Source organism: Xanthomonas hortorum pv. cynarae (assembly GCF_002939985.1).
Taxonomy (GTDB): Bacteria; Pseudomonadota; Gammaproteobacteria; order Xanthomonadales; family Xanthomonadaceae; genus Xanthomonas; species Xanthomonas hortorum_D.
Genome location: NZ_MDFM01000001.1, coordinates 124,499 through 146,160 on the forward strand (window position 1 = coordinate 124,499; position 21,662 = coordinate 146,160).

Below are 21,662 nucleotides of genomic sequence, written 5' to 3' on the forward strand. Positions count from 1 at the left end.
CTCAGCCGCTTCAAACAAAATTTTCCAATTAGAGGTTAGTGAGTCATGGCAAAAGCTAAATTTGAGCGCAAGAAGCCGCACGTGAACGTCGGCACCATCGGTCACGTCGACCATGGCAAGACCACGTTGACCGCCGCGCTGACCAAGATCGGTGCCGAGCGTTTCGGCGGCGAGTTCAAGGCGTACGACGCGATCGACGCGGCGCCGGAAGAGAAGGCGCGCGGCATCACGATCTCGACAGCACACGTCGAGTACGAATCCGAGAACCGTCACTACGCGCACGTCGATTGCCCCGGCCACGCCGACTACGTCAAGAACATGATCACCGGTGCTGCGCAGATGGACGGCGCGATCCTGGTGTGTTCGGCTGCTGACGGCCCGATGCCGCAGACCCGTGAGCACATCCTGCTCTCGCGTCAGGTCGGTGTGCCGCACATCGTCGTGTTCCTGAACAAGGCCGACATGGTCGACGACGCCGAGCTGCTTGAGCTGGTCGAGATGGAAGTGCGTGAACTCCTGAGCAAGTACGAGTTCCCGGGCGACGACACCCCGATCATTCATGGTTCGGCCCGTCTGGCGCTGGAAGGCGATCAGAGCGACATCGGCGTGCCGGCGATCCTGCGCCTGGTCGAAGCCCTCGACACCTTCATCCCGGAGCCGACCCGCGACGTCGACCGTCCGTTCCTGATGCCGGTCGAAGACGTGTTCTCGATCTCGGGTCGTGGCACCGTGGTGACCGGTCGTATCGAGCGCGGCATCATCAAGGTCGGCGACGAAATCGAAATCGTCGGTATCCGCGACACGCAGAAGACCACGGTCACCGGCGTGGAAATGTTCCGCAAGTTGCTGGACCAGGGTCAGGCAGGCGACAACGCCGGTCTGCTGCTGCGCGGCACCAAGCGTGACGACGTGGAGCGCGGCCAGGTGCTGTGCAAGCCGGGTTCGATCAAGCCGCACACCGAGTTCGAAGCTGAAGTCTATGTGCTGTCCAAGGATGAGGGTGGTCGTCATACCCCGTTCTTCAAGGGCTACCGTCCGCAGTTCTACTTCCGCACCACCGACATCACTGGCGCTTGCCAGCTGCCGGAAGCCGTGGAGATGGTGATGCCGGGCGACAACGTGAAGATGGTCGTGACCCTGATCAACCCGGTCGCGATGGACGAAGGTCTGCGCTTCGCCATCCGTGAAGGCGGCCGTACCGTCGGCGCCGGCGTGGTTGCCAAGATCATCAAGTAAGTGCCTGCGATCCGGCGACGCCTCGTCGCCGGATCAGCACGTAAGCAACGCAAGGGGTCGGCGCAAGCCGGCCTTTTTTTGTTGAGCGGAAATGTGCGCGTGCAATGCGATTCGCAGGGTAGAGCGCTTGCGCCAGTAAAAACAGCTCGCTATAATGCACGGCTCGGTGTCCCTGGGTAGGGCGCAGAGTTACAGCGAAAAGAACGGCAGGACGCCGCTCGTGTTCGCCAGACCGGGAAGGTCGCGTTGCATGGAGCACTCAACAACTCACGTGTTGTTGACGGTGCTCTCGTTGCGCACTATACTTTTCCGTCTGGGCAGACCGGTTTACCGGCCTGCCTCAGTTTTTGGGCGGAGGAAATGCCCTCGCTGGCAGGACGCATGGCGATTTCATCTACGCAGGAATATCGGGGCAGGTATCCCAGAGGCCTTGCCCGTCGCTCTTTTAACGAAGGAAGCTTCCGTCATGTCGGAACAAAAGATCCGGATTCGGTTGAAGGCGTTCGATCATCGATTGATCGACCGTTCGGCCAGCGAGATCGTCGAAACGGCTAAGCGGACCGGCGCGCAAGTGCGTGGCCCGATCCCGTTGCCGACCAAGATCGAACGTTACACCATCCTCGTATCCCCGCATGCCGACAAGGATGCGCGTGACCAATACGAAACCCGCACGCACAAGCGTGTGCTCGATATCGTCGACCCGAACGACAAGACCGTGGACGCGCTGATGAAGCTCGAACTCGCGGCTGGCGTCGACGTCCAGATCAAGCTGACCTGAGGACTACGACCATGACGAAGAAATATTCGTTGGGCTTCGTAGGCCGCAAGGCCGGTATGAGCCGCGTCTTTACTGAAGACGGCCGCTCGGTACCGGTCACGCTGATCGAAGCAACTCCAAACCGCATCGCGCAGATCAAGACCGTCGAAGCTGACGGCTACAGCGCAGTGCAGATTACCGTTGGTGCCCGTCGCGCCGCACTGGTCAACAAGCCGGCTGCTGGTCACTTCGCCAAAGCGAAGGTGGAAGCGGGTCGCGGCCTGTGGGAATTCCGCGTTGAAGATGCGCAGCTCGGCGATTTCGCCGTTGGCGGCGAAATCAAGGCGGACATCTTCGAGGTCGGCCAGAAGGTCGACGTCCAGGGCGTCACCAAGGGTAAGGGTTTCCAGGGCACCATCAAGCGCTACAACTTCCGTATGGGCGATGCAACTCACGGTAACTCGCTGTCGCATCGCGCGCCGGGTTCGTTGGGTCAGCGCCAGACCCCGGGTCGTGTTTTCCCGGGTAAGAAGATGTCGGGCCACATGGGCGCCGTGCAGCAAAGCACGCAGAACCTGGAAGTGGTCAAGGTCGACGTCGAGCGTGGTCTGATTGCTATCCGCGGCGCCGTGCCTGGCGCAGCTGGTGGCGACGTGATCGTCCGTCCGGCGAGCAAGGCATAAGGAGAGATGACGATGGAACTCGTTATCACGGGTAGTAACAACAAGGTCTCGGTCTCCGATGCCGTGTTCGGTCGCGAATTCAGCGAAGATCTGGTTCACCAGGTCGTCGTCGCTTATCGCAATGCCGGCCGCGCTGGTACCAAGGCTCAGAAGACGCGTTCGGAAGTTGCGGGCACGACCAAGAAGTCGAAGAAGCAGAAGGGCGGCGGTGCGCGTCATGGCGCGTTGACGGCTCCGATCTTCGTCGGTGGCGGCGTGACCTTCGCGGCCAAGCCGCGCAGCTTCGAACAGAAAGTCAACCGCAAGATGTACCGTGCGGCCATCTGCGCGATCTTCTCTGAGCTTAATCGCCAGGGTCGCCTGATGATCGTCGAAGCGTTCGACGTCGAAGCAACCAAGACCCAGGGTCTGATCGAGAAGCTGAAGGGACTGGATGTGGGCAAGCGCCCGCTGATCGTCACCGAAGAAGCCTCCGAGCACCTGTACCTGTCCGCTCGCAATCTGCCGTATGTGCAGGTGCGTGATGTGCAGGGTCTGGATCCGGTCGCTCTGGTCGGGGCCGATACGGTCGTGATCACCGCCGATGCGGTCAAGAAGATCGAGGAGTGGCTGGCATGAGCAGCAACGAAAAAATCTTCAGCGTGCTGCGTGCTCCGCGAGTCTCTGAAAAGACCGCGCGCCTGCAGGAAATCTCCAACCAGTATGTCTTCGAAGTTTCGAACGAAGCCACCAAAGCCGATGTAAAGGCCGCGGTTGAGCAGCTGTTCGACGTCAAGGTCAAAGCTGTCAACGTGGTCAACGTCAAGGGCAAGAGCAAGTCCTTCCGTAACCGTGCTGGTAGCCGCGGCAATTGGCGCAAGGCGTACGTCCGCCTGGTTGATGGTCAGTCCATCGACGTAACGGCTAAGGCCTGAGGTCCATCCCATGCCATTGATGAAGTTCAAACCCACCTCTCCCGGCCGTCGTTCCGCCGTGCGTGTGGTTACTCCCGATCTGCACAAGGGCGCACCGCACGCGGCGCTGCTCGATTCGCAGAGCAAGTCCGGTGGTCGTAACCACCATGGCCGCATCACCGTGCGTCACGTCGGTGGTGGCCACAAGCAGCACTACCGCATCATCGACTTCAAACGCAACAAGGAAGGCATTCCGGCGCGTGTGGAGCGGATCGAATACGATCCGAACCGTACCGCTCATATCGCCCTGCTGTGCTATGTCGACGGCGAGCGTCGCTACATCATTGCCCCCAAGGGCTTGAAGGCTGGCGATCAGGTCATTGCCGGTGCCAACGCACCGATCAAGACCGGCAACACGCTGCCGCTGCGCAACATCCCGGTCGGTACGACGGTTCACGGTATCGAGCTGAAGCCGGGTAAGGGTGCTCAGATCGCACGTGCTGCCGGTGCTGCCGTCCAGCTGGTCGCTCGCGAAGGCATCTATGCCACGCTGCGTCTGCGCTCGGGTGAAATGCGCAAGGTGCCGGTCGAGTGCCGCGCCACCATCGGTGAAGTCGGTAACGACGAGCACAACCTCGAGAAGCTGGGCAAGGCTGGCGCCAAGCGCTGGCGCGGTGTTCGTCCGACCGTTCGCGGTGCGGCCATGAACCCGGTCGACCATCCGCACGGTGGTGGTGAAGCGAAGGCTGGTCAGGGTAATCCGCATCCGGTCACCCCGTGGGGTGTTCCGACCAAGGGTTACAAGACGCGCAAGAACAAGCGCACCCAGCAATTCATCGTCCGCGATCGTAGGGGCTAATCGACCATGGCACGTTCACTTAAGAAGGGCCCGTTCGTCGATCACCACCTTGCAAAGAAGGTGGAGTCCGCTGCGGGTAGCAAGAAGCCGATCAAGACCTGGTCGCGCCGTTCGATGATCCTGCCCGAAATGGTAGGCATCACCATCGCCGTGCATAACGGTAAGAACCACATTCCGGTGCTCGTCAACGAGAATATGGTCGGCCACAAGCTCGGCGAATTTGCCGTCACCCGGACCTTCAAGGGTCACGGTGGCGACAAGAAGTCGAGCAGGTAAGGAGAGATGACGATGGAAGCGAAAGCAATCCTGCGCACCGCGCGCATCTCCCCGCAGAAGGCCCGCCTGGTCGCTGACCAGGTGCGTGGACTGTCCGCCGAACGTGCGGTCAATCTGCTGAAGTTCTCGGACAAGAAGGCTGCACACCTGATCAAAAAGGTAGTGGAGTCGGCTATTGCCAATGCCGAGAACAATCAGGGCGCGGATGTCGACGAGCTGAAGGTCAAGACCATCATGGTTGATGAAGGTCCCTCCCTGAAGCGTTTCATGGCGCGGGCGAAAGGCCGCGGTACCCGCATCCTCAAGCGCACCAGTCACATCACTGTGATTGTTGGCGCCGCCAAGTAAGCGGAAAGGAAAAGACCATGGGTCATAAAGTTCATCCGACTGGAATCCGTCTTGGCATCGCCAAGGACTGGAATTCCAAGTGGTACGCAAACAAGGCCGACTTCGCCGGTTATCTGGCAGCCGACCTGAAAGTGCGTGAAATGCTGCGCAAGAAGCTCGCGCAGGCAGGTATCAGCAAGATCTTGATCGAGCGCCCTGCCAAAACCGCCCGCGTGACGATCCACACTGCCCGTCCGGGCGTGGTGATCGGCAAGCGTGGTGAGGACATCGAAAAGCTGCGTAAGGAAGTGAGCGCGATGATGGGTGTTCCTGCCCACATCAACGTCACCGAAGTACGCAAGCCGGAGCTGGATGCGCAGCTGGTCGCCGAGTCGATCGCGCAGCAGCTTGAGCGTCGCATCATGTTCCGCCGTGCAATGAAGCGCTCGGTCGGTAACGCGATGCGCCTGGGTGCCCTGGGCATCAAGGTCAACGTGGCTGGCCGCCTCAACGGTGCAGAAATCGCCCGTTCGGAGTGGTACCGCGAAGGCCGCGTGCCGCTGCACACGCTACGTGCCGACATTGATTACGGTTTTGCCGAGGCGTCCACGACGTACGGCATCATCGGTATCAAGGTCTGGATCTATAAGGGTGAGGTCTTCGACTTCTCCCAGGTTGGCCAGGAGAAGCAGGACGACAGCCCGCGCAACGATCGTAACGATCGCGGCGACCGTGGTGACCGTCCTTCGCGCCCGGCTCGTGAAGCGAGGTAACGGCAATGTTGCAACCCAAGCGAACCAAATATCGCAAGATGCACAAGGGCCGTAACGACGGCCTGGCATGGAGCGGAAACGCCGTCAGCTTCGGCGAGTACGGCCTCAAGGCAACCGCGCACGGTCAGCTGACCGCGCGTCAGATTGAAGCAGCACGTCGTACGATCAGCCGCCACGTCAAAAAGGGCGGCAAGATGTGGATTCGTGTGTTCCCCGACAAGCCGATCACCAAGAAGCCGATCGAAGTCCGCATGGGCTCCGGTAAGGGCAACGTGGAGTACTGGGTCGCGCAGATTCAGCCGGGTCGCATGATCTATGAAATCGAAGGTATTCCCGAAGATGTCGCACGTGAGGCATTCCGCCTTGCCGCCGCGAAGCTGTCGGTGACTACCACTTTCGTGACCCGGACGGTGCGCTGATGGACATCAAACAACTCCGCGAGAAGTCGGCTGACGAACTGAAGGCCCACCTGACCGATTTGCGTAAGGAGCAGTTCTCGCTCCGTATGCAGCAGGTCACCGGCCAGCTGCCGAAGACCCACGATACCCGCCGGGTACGCCGCGAGATTGCTCGCGTCAAGTACCTGCTCGGCAGCACCAAGTAAGGACGGCCGCGATGAGCGATAACAACGAAAAGCAAGCGCTGCGCACGGTCGAAGGCCGTGTCGTCAGCAACAAGATGGACAAGACGGTCACCGTGTTGGTGGAGCGCCAGGTCAAGCATGCTCTGTACGGCAAGTACATCAAGCGCTCGACCAAGCTGCACGCACACGACGCCGACAATGCCTGTAATGAAGGCGACGTCGTGCGTGTGACCGAGATTGCTCCAATGTCCAAGACCAAGAACTGGCGGGTGGTTGAAATCGTCACCCGTTCGGCCGGCTAAGGGAGATCTGAATCATGATCCAGATGCAGAGCTACCTCGATGTGGCCGACAATTCGGGTGCCAAGGAAGTGATGTGCATCAAGGTGCTGGGCGGCTCGAAGCGCCGCTACGCACACATTGGTGACATCATCAAGGTGACCGTCAAGGACGCCATTCCGCGTGGCAAGGTCAAGAAAGGCGAAGTCTACGACGCCGTTGTGGTGCGTACCCGTAAGGGTGTGCGCCGTCCCGACGGTTCGCTGATTCGCTTCGATGGCAACGCCGCTGTGCTGTTGAACAATAAGCAGGAGCCGATCGGGACCCGCATCTTCGGGCCGGTGACGCGCGAGCTGCGTTCCGAGAAGTTCATGAAGATCGTCTCGCTCGCTCCCGAAGTGCTGTGAGCGGAGGACATATACATGGCTAACCGTATCAAGAAGGGCGACCAGGTCGTCATCAACACCGGCAAGGACAAGGGTAAGCAGGGTGAAGTTGTGCGTGTGGATGGCGATCGCGTGATCGTCTCCAATGCCAACATCATCAAGCGCCACACCAAGCCGAATCCGCAGGCGGGTGTCGCCGGCGGCGTGGTCGAGCGTGAAGCGTCGATCCATATCTCCAACGTCAATATCGTCAACCCGGCAACGGGCAAGGGCGAGCGCGTTGGCTTCAAGGTGCTGGAGGATGGACGCAAATTGCGTGTGTTCCGCTCCAGCGGTGAGGCGCTCGACGCCTGAGGAATGCGATCATGAACACTCGTCTCGAAAAGTTTTACAAGGAAAACGTGGTGCCGGCCCTAATGAAGGAGTTCGGCTACACCAATCCGATGCAGGTGCCGAGGCTGGTCAAGGTCACGCTCAACATGGGCGTGGGCGAGGCGGCAACCAACAAGAAGATTCTGGAAAATGCAGTCGGCGACATGTCCAAGATCTCCGGTCAAAAGCCGGTGGTCACCAAGTCGCGCGTTTCGGTCGCATCGTTCAAGATCCGCGACGGTTGGCCGATCGGCTGCAAGACCACGTTGCGTCGCGCCAAGATGTACGAGTTCCTGGATCGTCTGATCAACATCTCGCTGCCGCGCGTGCGCGACTTCCGTGGTGTTTCCGGTCGTTCCTTTGACGGTCGTGGCAATTTCAACATGGGTGTGAAGGAACAGATCATCTTCCCGGAAATCGATTTCGACGCTGTCGACGCGATCCGCGGTATGGATATCGCCATCACCACCACCGCCAAGACGGATGCGGAAGCGAAGGCGCTGCTGGCAGCGTTCAAGTTCCCGTTCCGTAACTGACCGTAGAGGACATCCGAAATGGCAAAGACCTCCATGATCCACCGCGACATCAAGCGTGCAAAGCTGGCGAAGAAATTCGCCGGCAAGCGTGATGCGCTGAAGAAGATCCTCTCCAGTCAGGATGCGTCCTACGAAGAGAAGATCGATGCGTCGACCAAGTTGCAGAAGCTGCCGCGCGATTCGTCGCCGAGCCGCCACCGCAACCGTTGCGAACTTTCCGGTCGTCCGCGCGGTGTCTACCGCAAGTTCGGTCTGGGTCGCAACATGCTGCGCAAGGCCACGATGAACGGCGACGTTCCGGGTCTGCGTAAGGCAAGCTGGTAACAGCTTTCCGGTCGTTCGCGGCCGGTTTGAACAGGATTGTTCTGTTCAACAAGGGAGTCCGACGCAAGTCGGGCTCTTTTGTCGTATACTTCCGCTTCTGTCTTGCCTGTACAGGCTTGGCATGGCGTAAAGGGTTCTGGCCCATCCCCAGGAAAACACAAGATTTTCGCGAAAGCGGATATCGGTGCACTCAAAGGTACTCATATGAGCATGACTGATCCCATCGCCGACCTGCTGGTACGCATCAAGAATGCGGCCGCGGTTGGTAAGCAGACGGTGAAATTGCCGTCGTCCAAGATCAAGGTTGCGATCGCCCAAGTCCTGAAGGACGAGGGTTACATCACCGACCTGCGCGTGACAGCGACCGAGAACAACAAGTCGGAGCTGGAAATCGTGCTGAAGTATTTCGAGGGCCGTCCGGTCATCGAGACCCTGAAGCGTTTCTCGCGCTCGGGTCTGCGCCAGTACCGCGGCAAGACCGAGCTGCCCAAGGTCCTGGGTGGACTGGGCGTCGCCATCATCTCCACGTCGAAAGGCATCATGACCGATGCGCAGGCTCGCGAAGCCGGCGTTGGTGGTGAAGTCCTGTGCTTCGTGGCCTAAGGGAAGGAATCGAACATGTCCCGTGTAGCCAAGAAGCCTGTGTCCCTTCCGAAGGGTGTTGAGCTCAACGTCCAGCCCGAGCTGGTCAGCGTCAAGGGCCCGAAAGGCACCCTGACCCTGCCGAAGCCGGTTGGCGTCGAAATCGCCATCGACGGCGATGTTGCAACCCTGTCGGCCAACGATCCGTCGCAGCTGGCCATCACCGGCACCGTGCGCGCCATCCTGGCCAATATGGTCAAGGGCGTGTCCGACGGCTTCGAGCGCAAGCTTGAGCTGGTCGGCGTCGGTTACCGCGCCGCCATGCAGGGCAAGGATCTGAGCCTGGCGCTCGGTTTCTCGCACCCGCTGGTGTTCGTGGCGCCGGAAGGCATCACGCTGTCGACCCCGACCCAGACCGAAATTCTGGTCCAGGGCGCAGACAAGCAGCGCGTCGGCGAAGTCGCCGCCAAGATTCGCGGTTTCCGTCCGCCGGAACCCTACAAGGGCAAGGGTGTGAAGTACGCCGGTGAAGTCATCATTCGCAAGGAAGCCAAGAAGGCGTAAGGCAGGTCCCTCTGCTAGGAGCCCGGCCATCCATGGCCGGACTTTTCAATGCAAAAGCCTGTTTTCCTTCAGCTTCCGTAGGATAAATATCATGAGCATCAACAAGAACATCGCCCGTCTGCGTCGCGCCAAGTCCACCCGTTCGCACATTCGTGAGCTGGGCGTCGCCCGCTTGTCGGTGCTGCGCACCGGCCAGCATCTGTATGCGCAGGTCTTCACTGCCGACGGCTCCAAGGTGATCGCTGCTGCGAACACGCTGCAAGCCGACGTCAAGGAAGGTCTGAAGAACGGCAAGAACAGCGATGCGGCCGTCAAGGTCGGCAAGCTGATCGCCGAGCGCGCCAAGGCTGCGGGTATCGAGAAGGTCGCATTTGATCGCTCGGGCTACCGCTACCACGGCCGTATCAAGGCGCTGGCCGACGCGGCTCGCGAAGGCGGCTTGAAGTTCTAAGCACTGCTGCGAATGTGGCCAGCGGCCACATTCGCGTTACCGCCGGCAGGGGAGATGCCGGACCGTCCCGTTCTTTTGTAACGGTGCCGGGAACACAGTTCCATTCCACAACCATAAGCGGCCCCGAGCCGTACATACTCAATCAATCAAGGAATCAAGATGGCAGAAGAACGTGCACCGCGGGGTCGTGATCGCGACCGTAACCGCGAAGAGAAAGTCGACGATGGCATGATCGAAAAGCTGGTCGCGGTCAATCGCGTCAGCAAGACGGTCAAGGGCGGTCGCCAGTTCACCTTCACCGCGTTGACAGTGGTTGGCGATGGTCTGGGCAAGGTTGGTTTCGGTTACGGCAAGGCGCGCGAAGTGCCGGTTGCCATCCAGAAGTCGATGGAGCAGGCGCGCAAGAATCTGGCGACTGTCGATCTGAACAACGGCACCTTGTGGCATGCCGTCAAGTCCGGTCATGGCGCAGCTCGCGTCTACATGCAGCCTGCTTCGGAAGGTACCGGCGTCATCGCTGGCGGCGCCATGCGCGCTGTGCTGGAAGCGGTTGGCGTGAAGAACGTGCTGGCCAAGGCGGTCGGTTCGCGTAATCCGATCAACCTGGTGCGTGCAACGCTGAAGGGTCTGTCGGAAGTGCAGTCGCCGGCGCGTGTTGCGGCCAAGCGCGGCAAGAAGGTGGAGGAGCTCAACCATGGCTAAGGACACTGGCAAGACTGTGAAGGTGCGCCTGGTGCGTGGCCTGCGTGGTACCCAGTCGCGTCACCGCCTGTCGGTGCATGCGTTGGGCCTGAATAAGATCAACGATGTGCGTGAACTCAAGGACAGCCCGCAGGTGCGTGGCCTGATCAATACGGTTCACTACCTCGTCAAGGTTGAGGACTAATCCCATGACTATGCATCTCAATGACCTCAAGCCCGCTGACGGCGCTCGTACCGAGCGCACGCGCGTCGGTCGCGGCATCGGCTCCGGCCTTGGCAAGACCTGTGGCCGTGGCCACAAGGGCTCGTTCGCTCGCAAGGGTGGCGGCAAGATCAAGGCGGGTTTCGAAGGCGGCCAGACCCCAATGCAGCGTCGTCTGCCCAAGATCGGTTTCCGCTCCAAGATGGCGCGTGACAGCGCTGAAGTGTTGTCCTACCAGCTGGATAAGCTGGAAGCCGGTGAGATCGACTTTGCAGCGTTGCGTGCGGCCAATCTGGTCCCGAGCCGCGCCAAGAAGGCGAAGATCGTGCTGAAGGGCGAGCTGAGCAAGAAGTTCGTGCTGAAGGGTGTCGCTGCGACTGCAGGCGCCAAGGCAGCAATCGAAGCTGCCGGCGGCAGCGTAGAGGAGTAATCGGCAGATGGCGCAGGCTGGCATTGGTAACCTCGGTGGCGGGCTTGGCAAGTTCACGGAACTTCGCCAGCGGCTGTTGTTCGTCCTCGGGGCATTGATCGTCTATCGCATCGGCTGCTACGTGCCGGTGCCTGGCGTGAATCCCGATGCCATGCTTTCGTTGATGCAGGCGCAGGGTGGCGGCATCGTGGACATGTTCAACATGTTCTCGGGCGGCGCCCTGCACCGTTTCAGTATTTTTGCGTTGAACGTGATGCCGTATATTTCGGCATCGATCGTGATCCAGTTGGCCACGCACATCTTTCCCGCGCTCAAGGCGATGCAGAAAGAAGGCGAATCCGGCCGACGCAAGATCACCCAGTATTCGCGCATCGGTGCGGTGCTTCTGGCAGTAGTGCAGGGCGGCAGTATCGCGCTGGCACTGCAGAATCAGACCGCGCCGGGTGGCGCTCCGGTGGTATACGCGCCGGGCATGGGCTTTGTGCTGACTGCAGTAATTGCACTGACTGCCGGCACCATCTTTCTGATGTGGGTGGGCGAGCAGGTCACTGAGCGCGGCATCGGTAACGGTGTGTCGTTGATCATCTTTGCCGGCATCGTCGCAGGTCTTCCGTCGGGCGCAATCCAGACTGTCGAAGCATTCCGCGAAGGCAATCTGAGCTTCATCTCGTTGCTGCTGATCGTCATCACCATCCTGGCCTTTACGCTGTTTGTGGTGTTTGTCGAACGCGGACAGCGGCGTATCACGGTCAACTATGCGCGTCGCCAGGGCGGCCGCAATGCCTACATGAATCAGACCTCGTTTCTGCCGTTGAAGCTCAACATGGCAGGCGTGATTCCGCCGATCTTCGCATCCAGCATCCTGGCATTCCCGGCGACGCTGTCGATGTGGTCCGGTCAGGCCGCATCGGGCAGTGGTGTGGGTTCGTGGTTGCAGAAGATTGCCAATGCGCTTGGACCTGGTGAGCCAGTGCATATGCTGGTGTTTGCTGCGCTGATCATCGGCTTCGCGTTTTTCTATACCGCGCTGGTGTTCAACTCGCAGGAAACTGCCGACAACCTCAAGAAGTCCGGTGCGTTGATTCCGGGCATCCGTCCGGGCAAGGCGACTGCGGATTATGTGGACGGCGTGCTGACGCGTTTGACTGCGGCTGGTTCGTTGTACTTGGTCATCGTCTGCTTGTTGCCGGAAATCATGCGCACGCAGCTCGGCACCTCGTTCCACTTCGGTGGCACCTCGCTGTTGATTGCGGTGGTGGTGGTGATGGACTTCATTGCGCAGATCCAGGCGCATCTGATGTCCCACCAGTATGAGAGTTTGCTGAAGAAAGCCAACCTCAAGGGCGGCTCCCGCGGCGGTCTGGCGCGCGGTTAAAGTGGTACACTAGAACTTCATTACGTGAAGACGGCCTGGTTCCCGGGCCACGATCTTCCGATCAGAAGGGCGGCTCGCGCGAAGTCTCGCGCGCGGGTGTGACGAGGTGGTCCTGTGCGGGAGTAGTACAGGCGATTCGGAGAAGTTTTCTGGATCAACATCGTCCGGCGCCGGAGCGAGGGCACACTCCCCACGCCGGGTCCATGGAACTTTCTGGTTCCACGGGCTTCAAAGCAATCCGAGGCCTTGCTACAATTCCGAGTTCACTTTTGATCCATCCTGCCGGATGGCGCCTGGGCGCTGTCGGGCCATCACTCAGTTGGAGAATCGCGTCATGGCGCGTATTGCAGGCGTCAACCTGCCAGCCCAGAAGCACGTCTGGGTCGGGTTGCAAAGCATCTACGGCATCGGCCGTACCCGTTCGAAGAAGCTCTGCGAATCCGCAGGCGTTACCTCGACCACGAAGATTCGTGATCTGTCCGAACCCGAAATCGAGCGTTTGCGCGCCGAAGTCGGCAAGTATGTCGTCGAAGGCGACCTGCGCCGTGAAATCGGTATCGCGATCAAGCGACTGATGGATCTGGGCTGCTACCGCGGTCTGCGTCATCGTCGTGGTCTCCCGCTGCGTGGTCAGCGTACCCGTACCAACGCCCGCACCCGTAAGGGTCCGCGCAAGGCGATCAGGAAGTAAGGGATAGATCATGGCAAAGCCAGCAGAAAAGAAAACGAAGAAGAAGATCAAGCGCGTCATCACTGATGGCGTCGCCCACGTCCACGCTTCGTTCAACAACACCATCATCACCATCACCGATCGCCAGGGCAATGCACTGTCGTGGGCTACGTCCGGCGGCGCCGGGTTCCGTGGTTCGCGTAAGTCGACCCCGTTCGCTGCTCAGGTTGCCGCCGAAAAGGCTGGCCGCGCTGCGCTCGATTACGGCGTGAAGTCGCTGGAAGTGCGTATCAAGGGTCCGGGTCCGGGCCGTGAGTCGGCCGTGCGTTCGTTGAACAACGTGGGCTACAAGATCACCAACATCATCGACGTGACGCCAATCCCGCACAACGGGTGCCGTCCGCCGAAGAAGCGTCGCGTCTAAGGGAGCGATAAGAAATGGCTCGTTATATCGGTCCTACCTGTAAGCTCGCCCGCCGCGAAGGCGCCGACCTTTCCCTCAAGAGCCCGGCGCGCGCGCTGGACTCCAAGTGCAAGCTTGAGCAAAAGCCCGGCCAACACGGCGCGGCTCGCAAAGGCAAGCTCTCCGACTACGCTACCCAGCTGCGTGAAAAGCAGAAGGTCAAGCGCATCTATGGTTTGCTGGAACGTCAGTTCCGCAACTACTACAAGAAGGCCTCGACCAAGAAGGGCAACACCGGCGAGAACCTGCTGCAGTTGTTGGAAACCCGTCTGGACAACGTCTGCTACCGCATGGGCTTTGCCGTCACCCGTCCGGCCGCGCGCCAGCTGGTGTCGCACCGTGGCGTGCTGGTCAATGGCAAGTCGGTGAATCTGGCTTCGTACCAGATCAAGGCTGGCGATGCGATCACGCTGTCGGAAAAGGCACAGAAGCAGCTCCGCGTGCAGGAAGCCCTGACCGTGGCTGAGCAGCACGACATGACGCCGTCGTGGGTCGAAGTCGATTCGAAGAAGTTCAGCGGCGTGTTCAAGGCTGTTCCGGATCGTGCCGACCTGCCTTCGGATATCAACGAAGCGCTGATCGTCGAGTTGTATTCGAAGTAATTCACATTGGAGAGCCTCCGGCACCGCCGGAGGTTCGCAGGAGACCCCGCAACATGACGGTTACCGCCAACCAGGTTCTGCGCCCCCGTGGTCCGCAGATCGAACGTCTTACCGACAATCGCGCAAAGGTCGTGATCGAGCCCTTGGAGCGCGGTTACGGGCACACGCTGGGCAATGCCCTGCGTCGTGTGCTGTTGTCGTCGATCCCGGGTTTTGCGATCACCGAGGTCGAGATCGATGGCGTGCTGCACGAGTACACCACGGTCGAAGGGCTGCAGGAAGACGTGCTTGACGTCCTGCTCAACCTGAAAGACGTGGCAATTCGTATGCACAGTGGCGATAGCGCCACGCTGTCGCTGTCCAAGCAGGGTCCGGGTACGGTCACTGCGGCCGACATCAGGACCGATCACAACGTCGAGATCATCAACGGCGACCACGTGATCTGCCACCTGACCAAGGACACGGCGCTGAACATGCGCCTGAAGATCGAGCGTGGTTTCGGCTATCAGCCGGCTGCCGCGCGTCGTCGTCCGGACGAAGAGACCCGCACCATCGGTCGTCTGATGCTGGATGCATCGTTCTCGCCGGTGCGTCGCGTTGCCTATGCCGTGGAAGCTGCGCGTGTGGAACAGCGCACCGACCTCGACAAGTTGGTGATCGACATCGAAACCAACGGCACGATCGATGCCGAGGAAGCCGTGCGCACCGCCGCCGACATCCTCAGCGATCAGCTGTCGGTGTTCGGTGATTTCACCCACCGCGATCGCGGTGCGGCCAAGCCGGCTGCCAGCGGCGTGGATCCGGTGCTGCTGCGCCCGATCGACGACCTCGAGCTGACCGTGCGTTCGGCCAACTGCCTGAAGGCCGAAAGCATCTACTACATCGGCGATCTGATCCAGAAGACCGAAGTGGAGCTGCTCAAGACCCCGAATCTGGGCAAGAAGTCGCTCACCGAAATCAAGGAAGTGCTGGCACAGCGCGGCCTTGCACTGGGCATGAAGCTGGAGAACTGGCCGCCGGCCGGTGTCGCTCAGCACGGCATGCTTGGTTAATGTGTCAAGGCATGGGCGTCTTCGGGCGCCCATGTTTGTTTTTTCCACATCGACGGGCCAAAGCCCGCGGTGACATCCGGTCAAAGGACGGCCGGCTCGGACCAACCGCAGTCCATTCAACAGCGCCAGGATGGCGACAACGTCTCTCAAGCAGTCTCAACATTCTTAGGAAATCACACTCATGCGTCACCAGAAATCCGGTCGTAAATTCAACCGTACCAGCGCGCACCGTGAAGCCATGTTCCGCAATATGGCTGCTTCGCTGTTCAAGCACGAGCTGATCAAGACCACCTTGCCGAAAGCCAAGGAACTGCGTCGCGTCGCCGAGCCGCTGATCACCATCGGTAAGGTCGATGGCGTTGCCAATCGTCGTCTGGCGTTCGCTCGCCTGCGCGACAAGGAAGCAGTGGGCAAGCTGTTCGTCGAGCTGGGCCCGCGTTACGCGACCCGTCCCGGCGGCTACCTACGTATCCTGAAGGCCGGCTTCCGTGCCGGTGACAATGCGCCGATGGCGTATGTCGAGCTGGTCGACCGTCCGGTCGTCGCCGAGGAAGTGGCCGAGTAATCGGATCGCTCTTCGCAAAGATTCTTGAAAAAGCCCGGCTAGCGCCGGGCTTTTTCGTTGGTGCGTCGAACGTGATTGCATTGGTGCCAGCGATGCGTGGGGCTGCGCAATGATGGCAGCACGCAGTCGCCAGATGCCGGGTCGGTGCTGCTTTGCTGCTGGATGCGATCACGGGCGGGTGTTGTCTTGATGCTGTCAGGCAGATGCGCGCTGTGTGCTTGGCGCCCTTCGAGCCGGCAGACGCAGGCTTGCGTGGTCATGGCGGCGGCGATGGCAGATAATCGATGACTCGATCCTAGGCAAGCGGTAACGATGAATCCATTTCGTTGGGGTTTCCGGGCGCAATCTCTGCTGGGCTTTCTTGCATGCGCAGGATTGCTTGCCTATGCGATCTACGTGCAGCTGCATCTTGGGCTTGAGCCATGCCCGCTGTGCATCTTCCAGCGCATCGCGTTTGCGGCACTGGCTGTGTTTTTCCTGCTGGGTGCGTTGCATGGGCCACGCGCTGCGGGCACGCGCAAGGTCTATGGTGTGCTGAGTTTCATCGCTGCCGGCGTGGGCATGGGTATCGCGGCGCGGCATGTCTGGGTGCAGGTCCGGCCCAAGGACATGATGTCGTCGTGCGGGCCGCCGCTGAGCTTTCTGAGCGAGACGATGGGGCCATTCGAAGTGTTCCGCACCGTGCTGACCGGCACCGGCGACTGCGGCAATATCGATTGGCGCTTTCTGGGCCTGAGCATGCCGATGTGGAGCATGCTGTGGTTCGTGGGCTTGGCGCTGTGGGCGCTGTATGCCGGGTTCAAGCAGCGTGGTCCGCGTAAATTGTTCTGATCGTTCCGTTCCGGCAATGGCCGGCGCCCGAGATTTCTGGAGTTCACGATGTCCGCTTCCCTTCATCCGTCCGTCAACGAGGCAGACCAGTGGTCGCCGCAGAGTTGGCGCCAGCGTCCGGCGCTGCAGATGCCGACCTACCCGGACGCAGCTGCGTTGGAGCACACCTTGGACGAGTTGCGGCAGTTGCCGCCGCTGGTGACCTCGTGGGAAATCTTTGCGCTCAAGCGCCAGCTGGCCGAGGCCCAGGAAGGCAAGCGATTCCTGCTGCAAGGCGGCGATTGCGCGGAGAATTTCAGCGATTGCGAATCGGGCACGATCTCCAACCGCTTGAAAGTGCTGCTGCAAATGAGCCTGGTGCTGGTGCACGGCCTGCACCTACCGGTGGTGCGCGTAGGACGCTTTGCCGGACAGTACGCCAAGCCGCGTTCGGCCGACACCGAAACCCGCGATGGGGTGACCTTGCCGAGTTATCGCGGCGATGTGATCAATGCGCCGGCGTTCACCGAAGCGGCGCGCATACCGGATCCGCGCCGCATGATCACCGCGCATTCGCGCTCGGCGATGACGATGAATTTCGTGCGGGCCTTAATTGACGGTGGCTTTGCCGACCTGCACCACCCCGAATACTGGAATCTGGATTGGGTGGGCTATTCGCCGCTGGCGGCGGACTACCAGAAGATGGTGTCCTCGATCGGCGATGCAGTGCGCTTCATGGAAACCTTGTCCGGGGCGGAGGTGTACAACCTCAATCGCATCGATTTCTACACCTCGCACGAGGCGCTGTTGCTGCCTTACGAGGAAGGCTTGACCCGTCAGGTGCCGCGTCAGTGGGGCTGGTTCAACCTGAGTACGCATTACCCGTGGATCGGCATGCGCACCGCTGCGCTGGATGGCGCGCATGTTGAGTATCTACGTGGCGTGCGCAATCCGATCGCGATCAAGGTCGGGCCGTCGGTACAGCCGGACCAGTTGCTGCGTCTGATCGATGTGCTCAATCCGGAAGACGAGCCCGGCCGCTTGAGCTTCATCCATCGTATGGGCGCGGCCCAGATCGCCGAAAAATTGCCGCCGCTGCTGGATGCGGTCAAGCGCGATGGGCGGCGTGTGCTGTGGGTGTGCGATGCGATGCACGGCAATACCGAAAGTACCGGAAATGGCTACAAAACAAGGCGTTTCGACAATATCCGCAGCGAGGTGGAGTTGTCGTTCGATCTGCATGCGGCGGCCGGGACGCGGCTGGGCGGCGTGCATCTGGAATTGACCGGCGAAGACGTCACCGAATGCACCGGCGGCGCGCGCGAGTTGACCGAGCGCGATCTGGAGCGTGCCTATCGTTCCAGCGTGGATCCGCGCTTGAACTATGAGCAGTCGCTGGAAATTGCGATGGCGATCGTACGCAAGCAACAACAGGTGGTGGCGCAACCGCTGGGCGCGTGATTTCAATGTGCGTATGACGTGATGCTCATGCCGCTTGCGGCATGATCCTGCAGCCATCCCTCTTTCCCCCCCACAGGAGGAACGGTTTGACTGCCGATTGGAACGTCATCCGCGAATACGCAATCCCGCTTGGTGCCTCGCTCTTGGCGGGCATCGTTGTCTGGTCGTTGATGCTGTGGCTGTTTCGCCGCATGCAGGGCCGCGACTATCGCCGCGCACGCATCATTCGCGTGGTCACCCTGCCGGCTGCCTTCATCCTGCCGTTGCTGTTTCTGGGCATCGCCACCGAGGCGACGCCGCTATCGGGCAAAGGCCTGGCAGCGGTGCAGCATCTGTTGCATGTCGGCATCGTCGGCTGCGTGACCTGGTTATTGGTACGCGCGGTCGCCGCCGGCGAGATGGCGATTCTGCGCAGCAACCCGATCGAGGTGTCCGACAACCTCACTGCACGGCGTATCCAGACCCAGACCCGTGTGCTGAGCCGGGTGGTGATGGGAGCGGTGATCCTGCTCGGTATCTCGGTGGTGCTGCTGACGTTTCCGCAGGTGCGCCAGATCGGCAAGACGCTGCTGGCCTCGGCCGGCATCATCGGGCTGGTCGCCGGTATCGCGGCCAAGCCCGTATTCGGCAACTTGATCGCCGGTCTGCAGATCGCGTTGACGCAGCCGATCCGGCTGGACGATGTGGTGATTGTGGAAGGCGAGTGGGGTCGCATCGAGGAGATCGGCAGCTCGTACGTGGTGGTGCGGATCTGGGACGAGCGGCGCATGGTGGTGCCGTTGACCTGGTGGATCGAGCACCCGTTCCAGAACTGGACACGCAGCAGCGCCGATCTGCTCGGTACCGCGTTCCTGTGGCTGGATTACCGCACCCCGATCGCGGCGGTGCGCGCGGAGCTGGAGCGCATCTGCAAAAGCGAGCCGCTCTGGGATGGGCGCGTGTGCGTGACCCAGGTGACCGAAACCAGCGAGAGCACGATCCAGGTGCGTCTGCTGGTGAGCGCACGTAATTCCGGAGATGCGTTCGATCTGCGCTGCATCGCGCGCGAGCGCATGATCGACTTCCTCACCCGTGAGCATGCTTACGCACTGCCAAGGATCCGCGCCGAGATCGCGGCGCAGGAAAAACCGCCGGTGCATGCAGCCGAGCCGATCGCCCAGGAGAGCGTGCGCTCGCCCGGTGCCGAAGACGGCGAGCCTGCGACTACGGTTTAGGCACTGGCACTGGCACCGGCGCCGGCACGGCAGTGGACGCCGCGGCCGGTGCGCTCGGCGCATAGCTGGGCGCAAAGCTGGGCGCAAAGCGCGCCTTGCTGCGTTGCTCGTAGGCGTAGGCCAGTTCGAGCAAGCGCGGCTCGCTCCAGGCGCTGCCCATGAACAGCAGGCCGAGTGGCAGGCCCTGGGTCTGCCCCATCGGCACGCTCAGGCTGGGATAACCGGCCACCGCGGCGGCACCGTAACCGGCGCCGGGAAAGCTATCGCCCTTGACCAGATCGGTGACCCAGGCGGCGCCGGTGGTCGGTACGATCAGCGCATCCAGGCGATGGGCCTTCAGTGCGGCGTCGATGCCTTCCGGCCCGGCCAGTCGTTTGGCGGTGGCGCGCGCAGTGAGGTAAGCGGGGTCTTCCAGGCCAGGTGCCGCCTGCGCTTGCTCGAACAGCTCCTGCGCGAAGTAGGGCATCTCGCGCTGCGCATGCGCGCGATTGAAGGCGATTAGCTGTTCCAGGCTCGACACCGGTGCGGTGTGGCTGCGCAGATAGGCATTCAACCCGGCCTTGAATTCGACCAACAAAACCGTCTGGTCAGCGGCATCCCACTTGCCATCGGTGGCCAGGCTGGTTTCGATGACCGTGGCCCCCGCTGCACGCAGGCTCTGCACGGCGCGATCCAGCGCTGCGGCAATGGCGGGATCTTCGCGCAGCGGGTTGCGCAACAGGCCCAGTCGTGCGCCACGCAAGCCATCGGGTTTGAGGTGCGCGAGATAGTCCGGCGTTGAAGACGGCGCGTCGCGTGTGGCCGGATCCTGCGGATCGGGTGCGGCGATCGCCTGCAGCAACGCGGCAGCATCGGCAACGCTGCGCGTCATCGGGCCGGCGGTGTCCTGGCTGGCCGAGATCGGGATGATGCCGTCGCGGCTGATCAGGCCCACGGTCGGTTTGAGTCCGACCAATCCATTTACCGAGGCCGGGCAGGTGATGCTGCCGTCGGTCTCGGTGCCGATGCCGACGGTGGCTAGGCTGGCGGCGATCGCCGCGCCCGTGCCGGCACTGGAGCCGCAGGGATTGCGATCCAGCGCGTAAGGATTGCGGGTCAGCCCGCCGCGTGCGCTCCAGCCGGAACTGGACTTGGTGGAGCGAAAATTGGCCCACTCACTGAGGTTGGTCTTGCCCAGAATCACCGCGCCGGCCGCGCGCAGGCGCTGCACCAGAAACGCATCGCGGCTGGGCTTGAAATCGGCCAGGGCCAGCGAGCCTGCGCTGTTGACCATCGGCACAGCATCGATGTTGTCCTTGAGCAACACAGGAATGCCATGTAACGGGCCGCGCACGCGACCGGCGCGGCGTTCGGCGTCCAATGCGCGGGCGTCCGCTTCGGCCTGTGGATTGAGTTCGATCACCGAGTTGAGTTTGGGGCCGGCGCGATCGAGCGTGGCGATGCGCTGCAGGTATGCGCGCGTGAGTGCCAGGCTGCTGGTCTTGCCGGAAGCCATACTCGCCTGCAGGCCGGCGATGTCGGCATCGGTCAGATCCAGTTGCTCGGCGGTCGGTACGTTTGCATCGACTTGTGTCAGGCCATCAACGGGCGCAGGGCCATCGGCATGTGCACAGCCGCACAGCGCAAGCAATAGCGCAAAGGACAAGGTGGTGGATTGCATTGATGGTCTTCCCCGGGGGACTGTTCGCAGGCTAACGGCGCTGCGTCGGGGTGACAACGTGTAGGAAGAAGTGCCCGCAGACGGGCAGGGTGCGTCAGCGACGCCGGCGCTTGAGCAGGTCGCGTGCCAGCACGCCGACCACGATCAGATTGATTGCCAGTACGCCCCAGGCGGTCCAGCCGGGATGGCGGACGATGGCGTAGATATCGAATGGCAGATAGATGGCCGCCGACAGGCAGCCCAATACCGAGGCCCATGCCTTGGCACGCCACAACCCCCAGGCTTCCACCACATGCAGCAGGCCGTAGGCCAGCATGGCGGCAGCGGCCAGATGGACAGCGTCGGGACTGATGGTCTTGAGCAACGACGGCAGTGCGCCGTGGTCGGGATCCAGACTAAACCGGCGGATCAGGGTACTGACCGCGTTTTGCAGCGGGAGCGGGCCCAGAATTTCCAGGCTCGTCGCCGCCAACAGCGCAAGCGTCCCTTTGACCGCCTCTAGCAAGGCGATCACATGCAGCCCCGGATGCGCACGCGGATCCGGGCTGTAGGGTTTGTTGCTCACGACCGTGGGCT

General features: G+C 61.3%; 33 protein-coding genes. 31 read left to right on the forward strand and 2 right to left on the reverse strand.

The annotated features are described in order from the left end of the window. Positions 1-45: 45 nt before the first annotated feature. The 31 genes from tuf (at position 46) to XcyCFBP4188_RS00770 (ending at position 19,426) form a co-directional block, all read left to right on the forward strand. Complete coding sequence (gene tuf / locus XcyCFBP4188_RS00615; protein WP_104591485.1) at positions 46-1,236, forward strand: elongation factor Tu; 1,191 nt, start codon at positions 46-48, stop codon at positions 1,234-1,236. Between the two features lie 466 nt (positions 1,237-1,702). Then, positions 1,703-2,014 carry a 30S ribosomal protein S10 gene (gene rpsJ, locus XcyCFBP4188_RS00620; RefSeq protein WP_003486723.1) on the forward strand — a complete coding sequence of 104 codons (312 nt, stop codon included), beginning with the start codon at positions 1,703-1,705 and terminating at the stop codon, positions 2,012-2,014. Positions 2,015-2,025: 11 nt separating this feature from the next. Then, the gene (rplC, locus tag XcyCFBP4188_RS00625; protein WP_006450633.1) at positions 2,026-2,676 is read left to right on the forward strand and encodes a 50S ribosomal protein L3; all 651 of its coding nucleotides are present in this window, start codon (positions 2,026-2,028) and stop codon (positions 2,674-2,676) included. A gap of 12 nt (positions 2,677-2,688) precedes the next feature. Further along, complete coding sequence (gene rplD / locus XcyCFBP4188_RS00630) at positions 2,689-3,294, forward strand: 50S ribosomal protein L4 (protein ID WP_023902821.1); 606 nt, start codon at positions 2,689-2,691, stop codon at positions 3,292-3,294. Next, entirely contained in the window at positions 3,291-3,590 is a 300-nt protein-coding gene (gene rplW / locus XcyCFBP4188_RS00635; RefSeq protein ID WP_002811694.1) for a 50S ribosomal protein L23, read from the forward strand. Before rplD ends, rplW begins: the two co-directional genes overlap by 4 nt. A 10-nt stretch (positions 3,591-3,600) precedes the next feature. Beyond that, positions 3,601-4,428, forward strand: a complete 828-nt coding sequence (gene rplB / locus XcyCFBP4188_RS00640; protein ID WP_003486715.1) for a 50S ribosomal protein L2 — start codon at positions 3,601-3,603, stop codon at positions 4,426-4,428. A gap of 6 nt (positions 4,429-4,434) precedes the next feature. Further along, positions 4,435-4,704 (forward strand): 30S ribosomal protein S19, encoded by a 270-nt coding sequence (gene rpsS / locus XcyCFBP4188_RS00645; protein ID WP_005993369.1) that lies wholly within the window; start codon positions 4,435-4,437, stop codon positions 4,702-4,704. A gap of 12 nt (positions 4,705-4,716) precedes the next feature. After that, positions 4,717-5,052, forward strand: coding sequence for a 50S ribosomal protein L22 (gene rplV / locus XcyCFBP4188_RS00650; RefSeq protein WP_002811686.1), 336 nt, complete (start codon positions 4,717-4,719; stop codon positions 5,050-5,052). A 17-nt stretch (positions 5,053-5,069) separates the two neighbouring features. Further along, positions 5,070-5,804: a 30S ribosomal protein S3 gene (rpsC, locus tag XcyCFBP4188_RS00655; protein ID WP_006450636.1), complete on the forward strand. Its 735-nt coding sequence runs from the start codon at positions 5,070-5,072 to the stop codon at positions 5,802-5,804. Between the two features lie 5 nt (positions 5,805-5,809). After that, entirely contained in the window at positions 5,810-6,223 is a 414-nt protein-coding gene (rplP, locus tag XcyCFBP4188_RS00660; protein WP_006450637.1) for a 50S ribosomal protein L16, read from the forward strand. Then, entirely contained in the window at positions 6,223-6,408 is a 186-nt protein-coding gene (gene rpmC / locus XcyCFBP4188_RS00665; protein WP_006450638.1) for a 50S ribosomal protein L29, read from the forward strand. Before rplP ends, rpmC begins: the two co-directional genes overlap by 1 nt. Before the next feature lie 11 nt (positions 6,409-6,419). Next, positions 6,420-6,689: a 30S ribosomal protein S17 gene (gene rpsQ, locus XcyCFBP4188_RS00670; RefSeq protein ID WP_005993374.1), complete on the forward strand. Its 270-nt coding sequence runs from the start codon at positions 6,420-6,422 to the stop codon at positions 6,687-6,689. Between the two features lie 14 nt (positions 6,690-6,703). Next, the gene (rplN, locus tag XcyCFBP4188_RS00675; protein ID WP_003486699.1) at positions 6,704-7,072 is read left to right on the forward strand and encodes a 50S ribosomal protein L14; all 369 of its coding nucleotides are present in this window, start codon (positions 6,704-6,706) and stop codon (positions 7,070-7,072) included. Between the two features lie 15 nt (positions 7,073-7,087). After that, on the forward strand, positions 7,088-7,405 hold the full coding sequence (rplX, locus tag XcyCFBP4188_RS00680) for a 50S ribosomal protein L24 (protein ID WP_006450639.1): 318 nt from the start codon (positions 7,088-7,090) through the stop codon (positions 7,403-7,405). Between the two features lie 11 nt (positions 7,406-7,416). Continuing rightward, the gene (rplE, locus tag XcyCFBP4188_RS00685) at positions 7,417-7,959 is read left to right on the forward strand and encodes a 50S ribosomal protein L5 (protein WP_006450640.1); all 543 of its coding nucleotides are present in this window, start codon (positions 7,417-7,419) and stop codon (positions 7,957-7,959) included. 18 nt (positions 7,960-7,977) lie between these two features. Beyond that, the gene (gene rpsN, locus XcyCFBP4188_RS00690; RefSeq protein WP_005917137.1) at positions 7,978-8,283 is read left to right on the forward strand and encodes a 30S ribosomal protein S14; all 306 of its coding nucleotides are present in this window, start codon (positions 7,978-7,980) and stop codon (positions 8,281-8,283) included. A gap of 204 nt (positions 8,284-8,487) precedes the next feature. Beyond that, a complete protein-coding gene (gene rpsH, locus XcyCFBP4188_RS00695) occupies positions 8,488-8,886 on the forward strand; it encodes a 30S ribosomal protein S8 (protein ID WP_006450641.1) in 399 nt (132 codons plus the stop codon). A 15-nt stretch (positions 8,887-8,901) separates the two neighbouring features. Further along, positions 8,902-9,429: a 50S ribosomal protein L6 gene (gene rplF / locus XcyCFBP4188_RS00700; protein WP_006450642.1), complete on the forward strand. Its 528-nt coding sequence runs from the start codon at positions 8,902-8,904 to the stop codon at positions 9,427-9,429. Between the two features lie 91 nt (positions 9,430-9,520). Continuing rightward, positions 9,521-9,880, forward strand: a complete 360-nt coding sequence (rplR, locus tag XcyCFBP4188_RS00705; RefSeq protein WP_006450644.1) for a 50S ribosomal protein L18 — start codon at positions 9,521-9,523, stop codon at positions 9,878-9,880. A gap of 159 nt (positions 9,881-10,039) precedes the next feature. Further along, complete coding sequence (rpsE, locus tag XcyCFBP4188_RS00710; RefSeq protein ID WP_003486682.1) at positions 10,040-10,582, forward strand: 30S ribosomal protein S5; 543 nt, start codon at positions 10,040-10,042, stop codon at positions 10,580-10,582. Then, entirely contained in the window at positions 10,575-10,766 is a 192-nt protein-coding gene (gene rpmD / locus XcyCFBP4188_RS00715; RefSeq protein ID WP_006450646.1) for a 50S ribosomal protein L30, read from the forward strand. The genes rpsE and rpmD overlap by 8 nt, the downstream gene beginning before the upstream one ends. Before the next feature lie 4 nt (positions 10,767-10,770). After that, positions 10,771-11,214 (forward strand): 50S ribosomal protein L15, encoded by a 444-nt coding sequence (gene rplO, locus XcyCFBP4188_RS00720; protein WP_012439114.1) that lies wholly within the window; start codon positions 10,771-10,773, stop codon positions 11,212-11,214. Positions 11,215-11,221: 7 nt separating this feature from the next. Then, on the forward strand, positions 11,222-12,589 hold the full coding sequence (gene secY, locus XcyCFBP4188_RS00725) for a preprotein translocase subunit SecY (protein WP_023902825.1): 1,368 nt from the start codon (positions 11,222-11,224) through the stop codon (positions 12,587-12,589). A 334-nt stretch (positions 12,590-12,923) separates the two neighbouring features. Then, positions 12,924-13,280, forward strand: coding sequence for a 30S ribosomal protein S13 (gene rpsM / locus XcyCFBP4188_RS00730; RefSeq protein WP_003486672.1), 357 nt, complete (start codon positions 12,924-12,926; stop codon positions 13,278-13,280). Between the two features lie 10 nt (positions 13,281-13,290). Further along, positions 13,291-13,683, forward strand: a complete 393-nt coding sequence (gene rpsK / locus XcyCFBP4188_RS00735) for a 30S ribosomal protein S11 (protein ID WP_002811645.1) — start codon at positions 13,291-13,293, stop codon at positions 13,681-13,683. 14 nt (positions 13,684-13,697) lie between these two features. Continuing rightward, positions 13,698-14,324 carry a 30S ribosomal protein S4 gene (gene rpsD / locus XcyCFBP4188_RS00740; protein ID WP_002811641.1) on the forward strand — a complete coding sequence of 209 codons (627 nt, stop codon included), beginning with the start codon at positions 13,698-13,700 and terminating at the stop codon, positions 14,322-14,324. A gap of 53 nt (positions 14,325-14,377) precedes the next feature. After that, complete coding sequence (locus tag XcyCFBP4188_RS00745) at positions 14,378-15,376, forward strand: DNA-directed RNA polymerase subunit alpha (protein ID WP_002811635.1); 999 nt, start codon at positions 14,378-14,380, stop codon at positions 15,374-15,376. 181 nt (positions 15,377-15,557) lie between these two features. Beyond that, positions 15,558-15,941: a 50S ribosomal protein L17 gene (gene rplQ / locus XcyCFBP4188_RS00750; protein WP_003486665.1), complete on the forward strand. Its 384-nt coding sequence runs from the start codon at positions 15,558-15,560 to the stop codon at positions 15,939-15,941. Positions 15,942-16,253: 312 nt separating this feature from the next. Further along, on the forward strand, positions 16,254-16,772 hold the full coding sequence (locus XcyCFBP4188_RS00760; protein ID WP_043908902.1) for a disulfide bond formation protein B: 519 nt from the start codon (positions 16,254-16,256) through the stop codon (positions 16,770-16,772). A gap of 48 nt (positions 16,773-16,820) precedes the next feature. Beyond that, positions 16,821-18,212, forward strand: coding sequence for a class II 3-deoxy-7-phosphoheptulonate synthase (locus XcyCFBP4188_RS00765; RefSeq protein WP_006450651.1), 1,392 nt, complete (start codon positions 16,821-16,823; stop codon positions 18,210-18,212). A gap of 86 nt (positions 18,213-18,298) precedes the next feature. Next, positions 18,299-19,426, forward strand: coding sequence for a mechanosensitive ion channel family protein (locus XcyCFBP4188_RS00770; protein WP_074056773.1), 1,128 nt, complete (start codon positions 18,299-18,301; stop codon positions 19,424-19,426). Here XcyCFBP4188_RS00770 and XcyCFBP4188_RS00775 read toward each other — a convergent pair. Together XcyCFBP4188_RS00775 and XcyCFBP4188_RS00780 are read right to left on the reverse strand one after the other, a co-directional pair. Continuing rightward, positions 19,416-21,071: an amidase gene (locus XcyCFBP4188_RS00775; RefSeq protein WP_174705819.1), complete on the reverse strand. Its 1,656-nt coding sequence runs from the start codon at positions 21,069-21,071 to the stop codon at positions 19,416-19,418. The two genes, XcyCFBP4188_RS00770 and XcyCFBP4188_RS00775, sit on opposite strands and share 11 nt — an antisense overlap. Before the next feature lie 109 nt (positions 21,072-21,180). Further along, positions 21,181-21,600: a DUF2127 domain-containing protein gene (locus XcyCFBP4188_RS00780; protein WP_174556015.1), complete on the reverse strand. Its 420-nt coding sequence runs from the start codon at positions 21,598-21,600 to the stop codon at positions 21,181-21,183. Positions 21,601-21,662: the final 62 nt, after the last annotated feature.

What these genes read in the sequence shown, in the direction of transcription:
- rpsE (WP_003486682.1), top strand. Translation starts at nt 10,040, where the DNA reads ATGGCAGAAGAACGTGCACCGCGGGGTCGTGATCGCGACCGTAACCGC.
- rplR (WP_006450644.1), top strand. Translation starts at nt 9,521, where the DNA reads ATGAGCATCAACAAGAACATCGCCCGTCTGCGTCGCGCCAAGTCCACC.
- rplP (WP_006450637.1), top strand. Translation starts at nt 5,810, where the DNA reads ATGTTGCAACCCAAGCGAACCAAATATCGCAAGATGCACAAGGGCCGT.
- rpsH (WP_006450641.1), top strand. Translation starts at nt 8,488, where the DNA reads ATGAGCATGACTGATCCCATCGCCGACCTGCTGGTACGCATCAAGAAT.
- rplO (WP_012439114.1), top strand. Translation starts at nt 10,771, where the DNA reads ATGACTATGCATCTCAATGACCTCAAGCCCGCTGACGGCGCTCGTACC.
- rpsN (WP_005917137.1), top strand. Translation starts at nt 7,978, where the DNA reads ATGGCAAAGACCTCCATGATCCACCGCGACATCAAGCGTGCAAAGCTG.
- rpsS (WP_005993369.1), top strand. Translation starts at nt 4,435, where the DNA reads ATGGCACGTTCACTTAAGAAGGGCCCGTTCGTCGATCACCACCTTGCA.
- rplD (WP_023902821.1), top strand. Translation starts at nt 2,689, where the DNA reads ATGGAACTCGTTATCACGGGTAGTAACAACAAGGTCTCGGTCTCCGAT.
- secY (WP_023902825.1), top strand. Translation starts at nt 11,222, where the DNA reads ATGGCGCAGGCTGGCATTGGTAACCTCGGTGGCGGGCTTGGCAAGTTC.
- XcyCFBP4188_RS00765 (WP_006450651.1), top strand. Translation starts at nt 16,821, where the DNA reads ATGTCCGCTTCCCTTCATCCGTCCGTCAACGAGGCAGACCAGTGGTCG.
- rpsD (WP_002811641.1), top strand. Translation starts at nt 13,698, where the DNA reads ATGGCTCGTTATATCGGTCCTACCTGTAAGCTCGCCCGCCGCGAAGGC.
- rpmD (WP_006450646.1), top strand. Translation starts at nt 10,575, where the DNA reads ATGGCTAAGGACACTGGCAAGACTGTGAAGGTGCGCCTGGTGCGTGGC.
- rpsC (WP_006450636.1), top strand. Translation starts at nt 5,070, where the DNA reads ATGGGTCATAAAGTTCATCCGACTGGAATCCGTCTTGGCATCGCCAAG.
- rplN (WP_003486699.1), top strand. Translation starts at nt 6,704, where the DNA reads ATGATCCAGATGCAGAGCTACCTCGATGTGGCCGACAATTCGGGTGCC.
- rplC (WP_006450633.1), top strand. Translation starts at nt 2,026, where the DNA reads ATGACGAAGAAATATTCGTTGGGCTTCGTAGGCCGCAAGGCCGGTATG.
- rpsK (WP_002811645.1), top strand. Translation starts at nt 13,291, where the DNA reads ATGGCAAAGCCAGCAGAAAAGAAAACGAAGAAGAAGATCAAGCGCGTC.
- rplE (WP_006450640.1), top strand. Translation starts at nt 7,417, where the DNA reads ATGAACACTCGTCTCGAAAAGTTTTACAAGGAAAACGTGGTGCCGGCC.
- rplX (WP_006450639.1), top strand. Translation starts at nt 7,088, where the DNA reads ATGGCTAACCGTATCAAGAAGGGCGACCAGGTCGTCATCAACACCGGC.
- rpsM (WP_003486672.1), top strand. Translation starts at nt 12,924, where the DNA reads ATGGCGCGTATTGCAGGCGTCAACCTGCCAGCCCAGAAGCACGTCTGG.
- rplW (WP_002811694.1), top strand. Translation starts at nt 3,291, where the DNA reads ATGAGCAGCAACGAAAAAATCTTCAGCGTGCTGCGTGCTCCGCGAGTC.
- XcyCFBP4188_RS00760 (WP_043908902.1), top strand. Translation starts at nt 16,254, where the DNA reads ATGAATCCATTTCGTTGGGGTTTCCGGGCGCAATCTCTGCTGGGCTTT.
- rpsQ (WP_005993374.1), top strand. Translation starts at nt 6,420, where the DNA reads ATGAGCGATAACAACGAAAAGCAAGCGCTGCGCACGGTCGAAGGCCGT.
- rplQ (WP_003486665.1), top strand. Translation starts at nt 15,558, where the DNA reads ATGCGTCACCAGAAATCCGGTCGTAAATTCAACCGTACCAGCGCGCAC.
- rpmC (WP_006450638.1), top strand. Translation starts at nt 6,223, where the DNA reads ATGGACATCAAACAACTCCGCGAGAAGTCGGCTGACGAACTGAAGGCC.
- XcyCFBP4188_RS00745 (WP_002811635.1), top strand. Translation starts at nt 14,378, where the DNA reads ATGACGGTTACCGCCAACCAGGTTCTGCGCCCCCGTGGTCCGCAGATC.
- rplF (WP_006450642.1), top strand. Translation starts at nt 8,902, where the DNA reads ATGTCCCGTGTAGCCAAGAAGCCTGTGTCCCTTCCGAAGGGTGTTGAG.
- rplV (WP_002811686.1), top strand. Translation starts at nt 4,717, where the DNA reads ATGGAAGCGAAAGCAATCCTGCGCACCGCGCGCATCTCCCCGCAGAAG.
- rplB (WP_003486715.1), top strand. Translation starts at nt 3,601, where the DNA reads ATGCCATTGATGAAGTTCAAACCCACCTCTCCCGGCCGTCGTTCCGCC.
- rpsJ (WP_003486723.1), top strand. Translation starts at nt 1,703, where the DNA reads ATGTCGGAACAAAAGATCCGGATTCGGTTGAAGGCGTTCGATCATCGA.
- tuf (WP_104591485.1), top strand. Translation starts at nt 46, where the DNA reads ATGGCAAAAGCTAAATTTGAGCGCAAGAAGCCGCACGTGAACGTCGGC.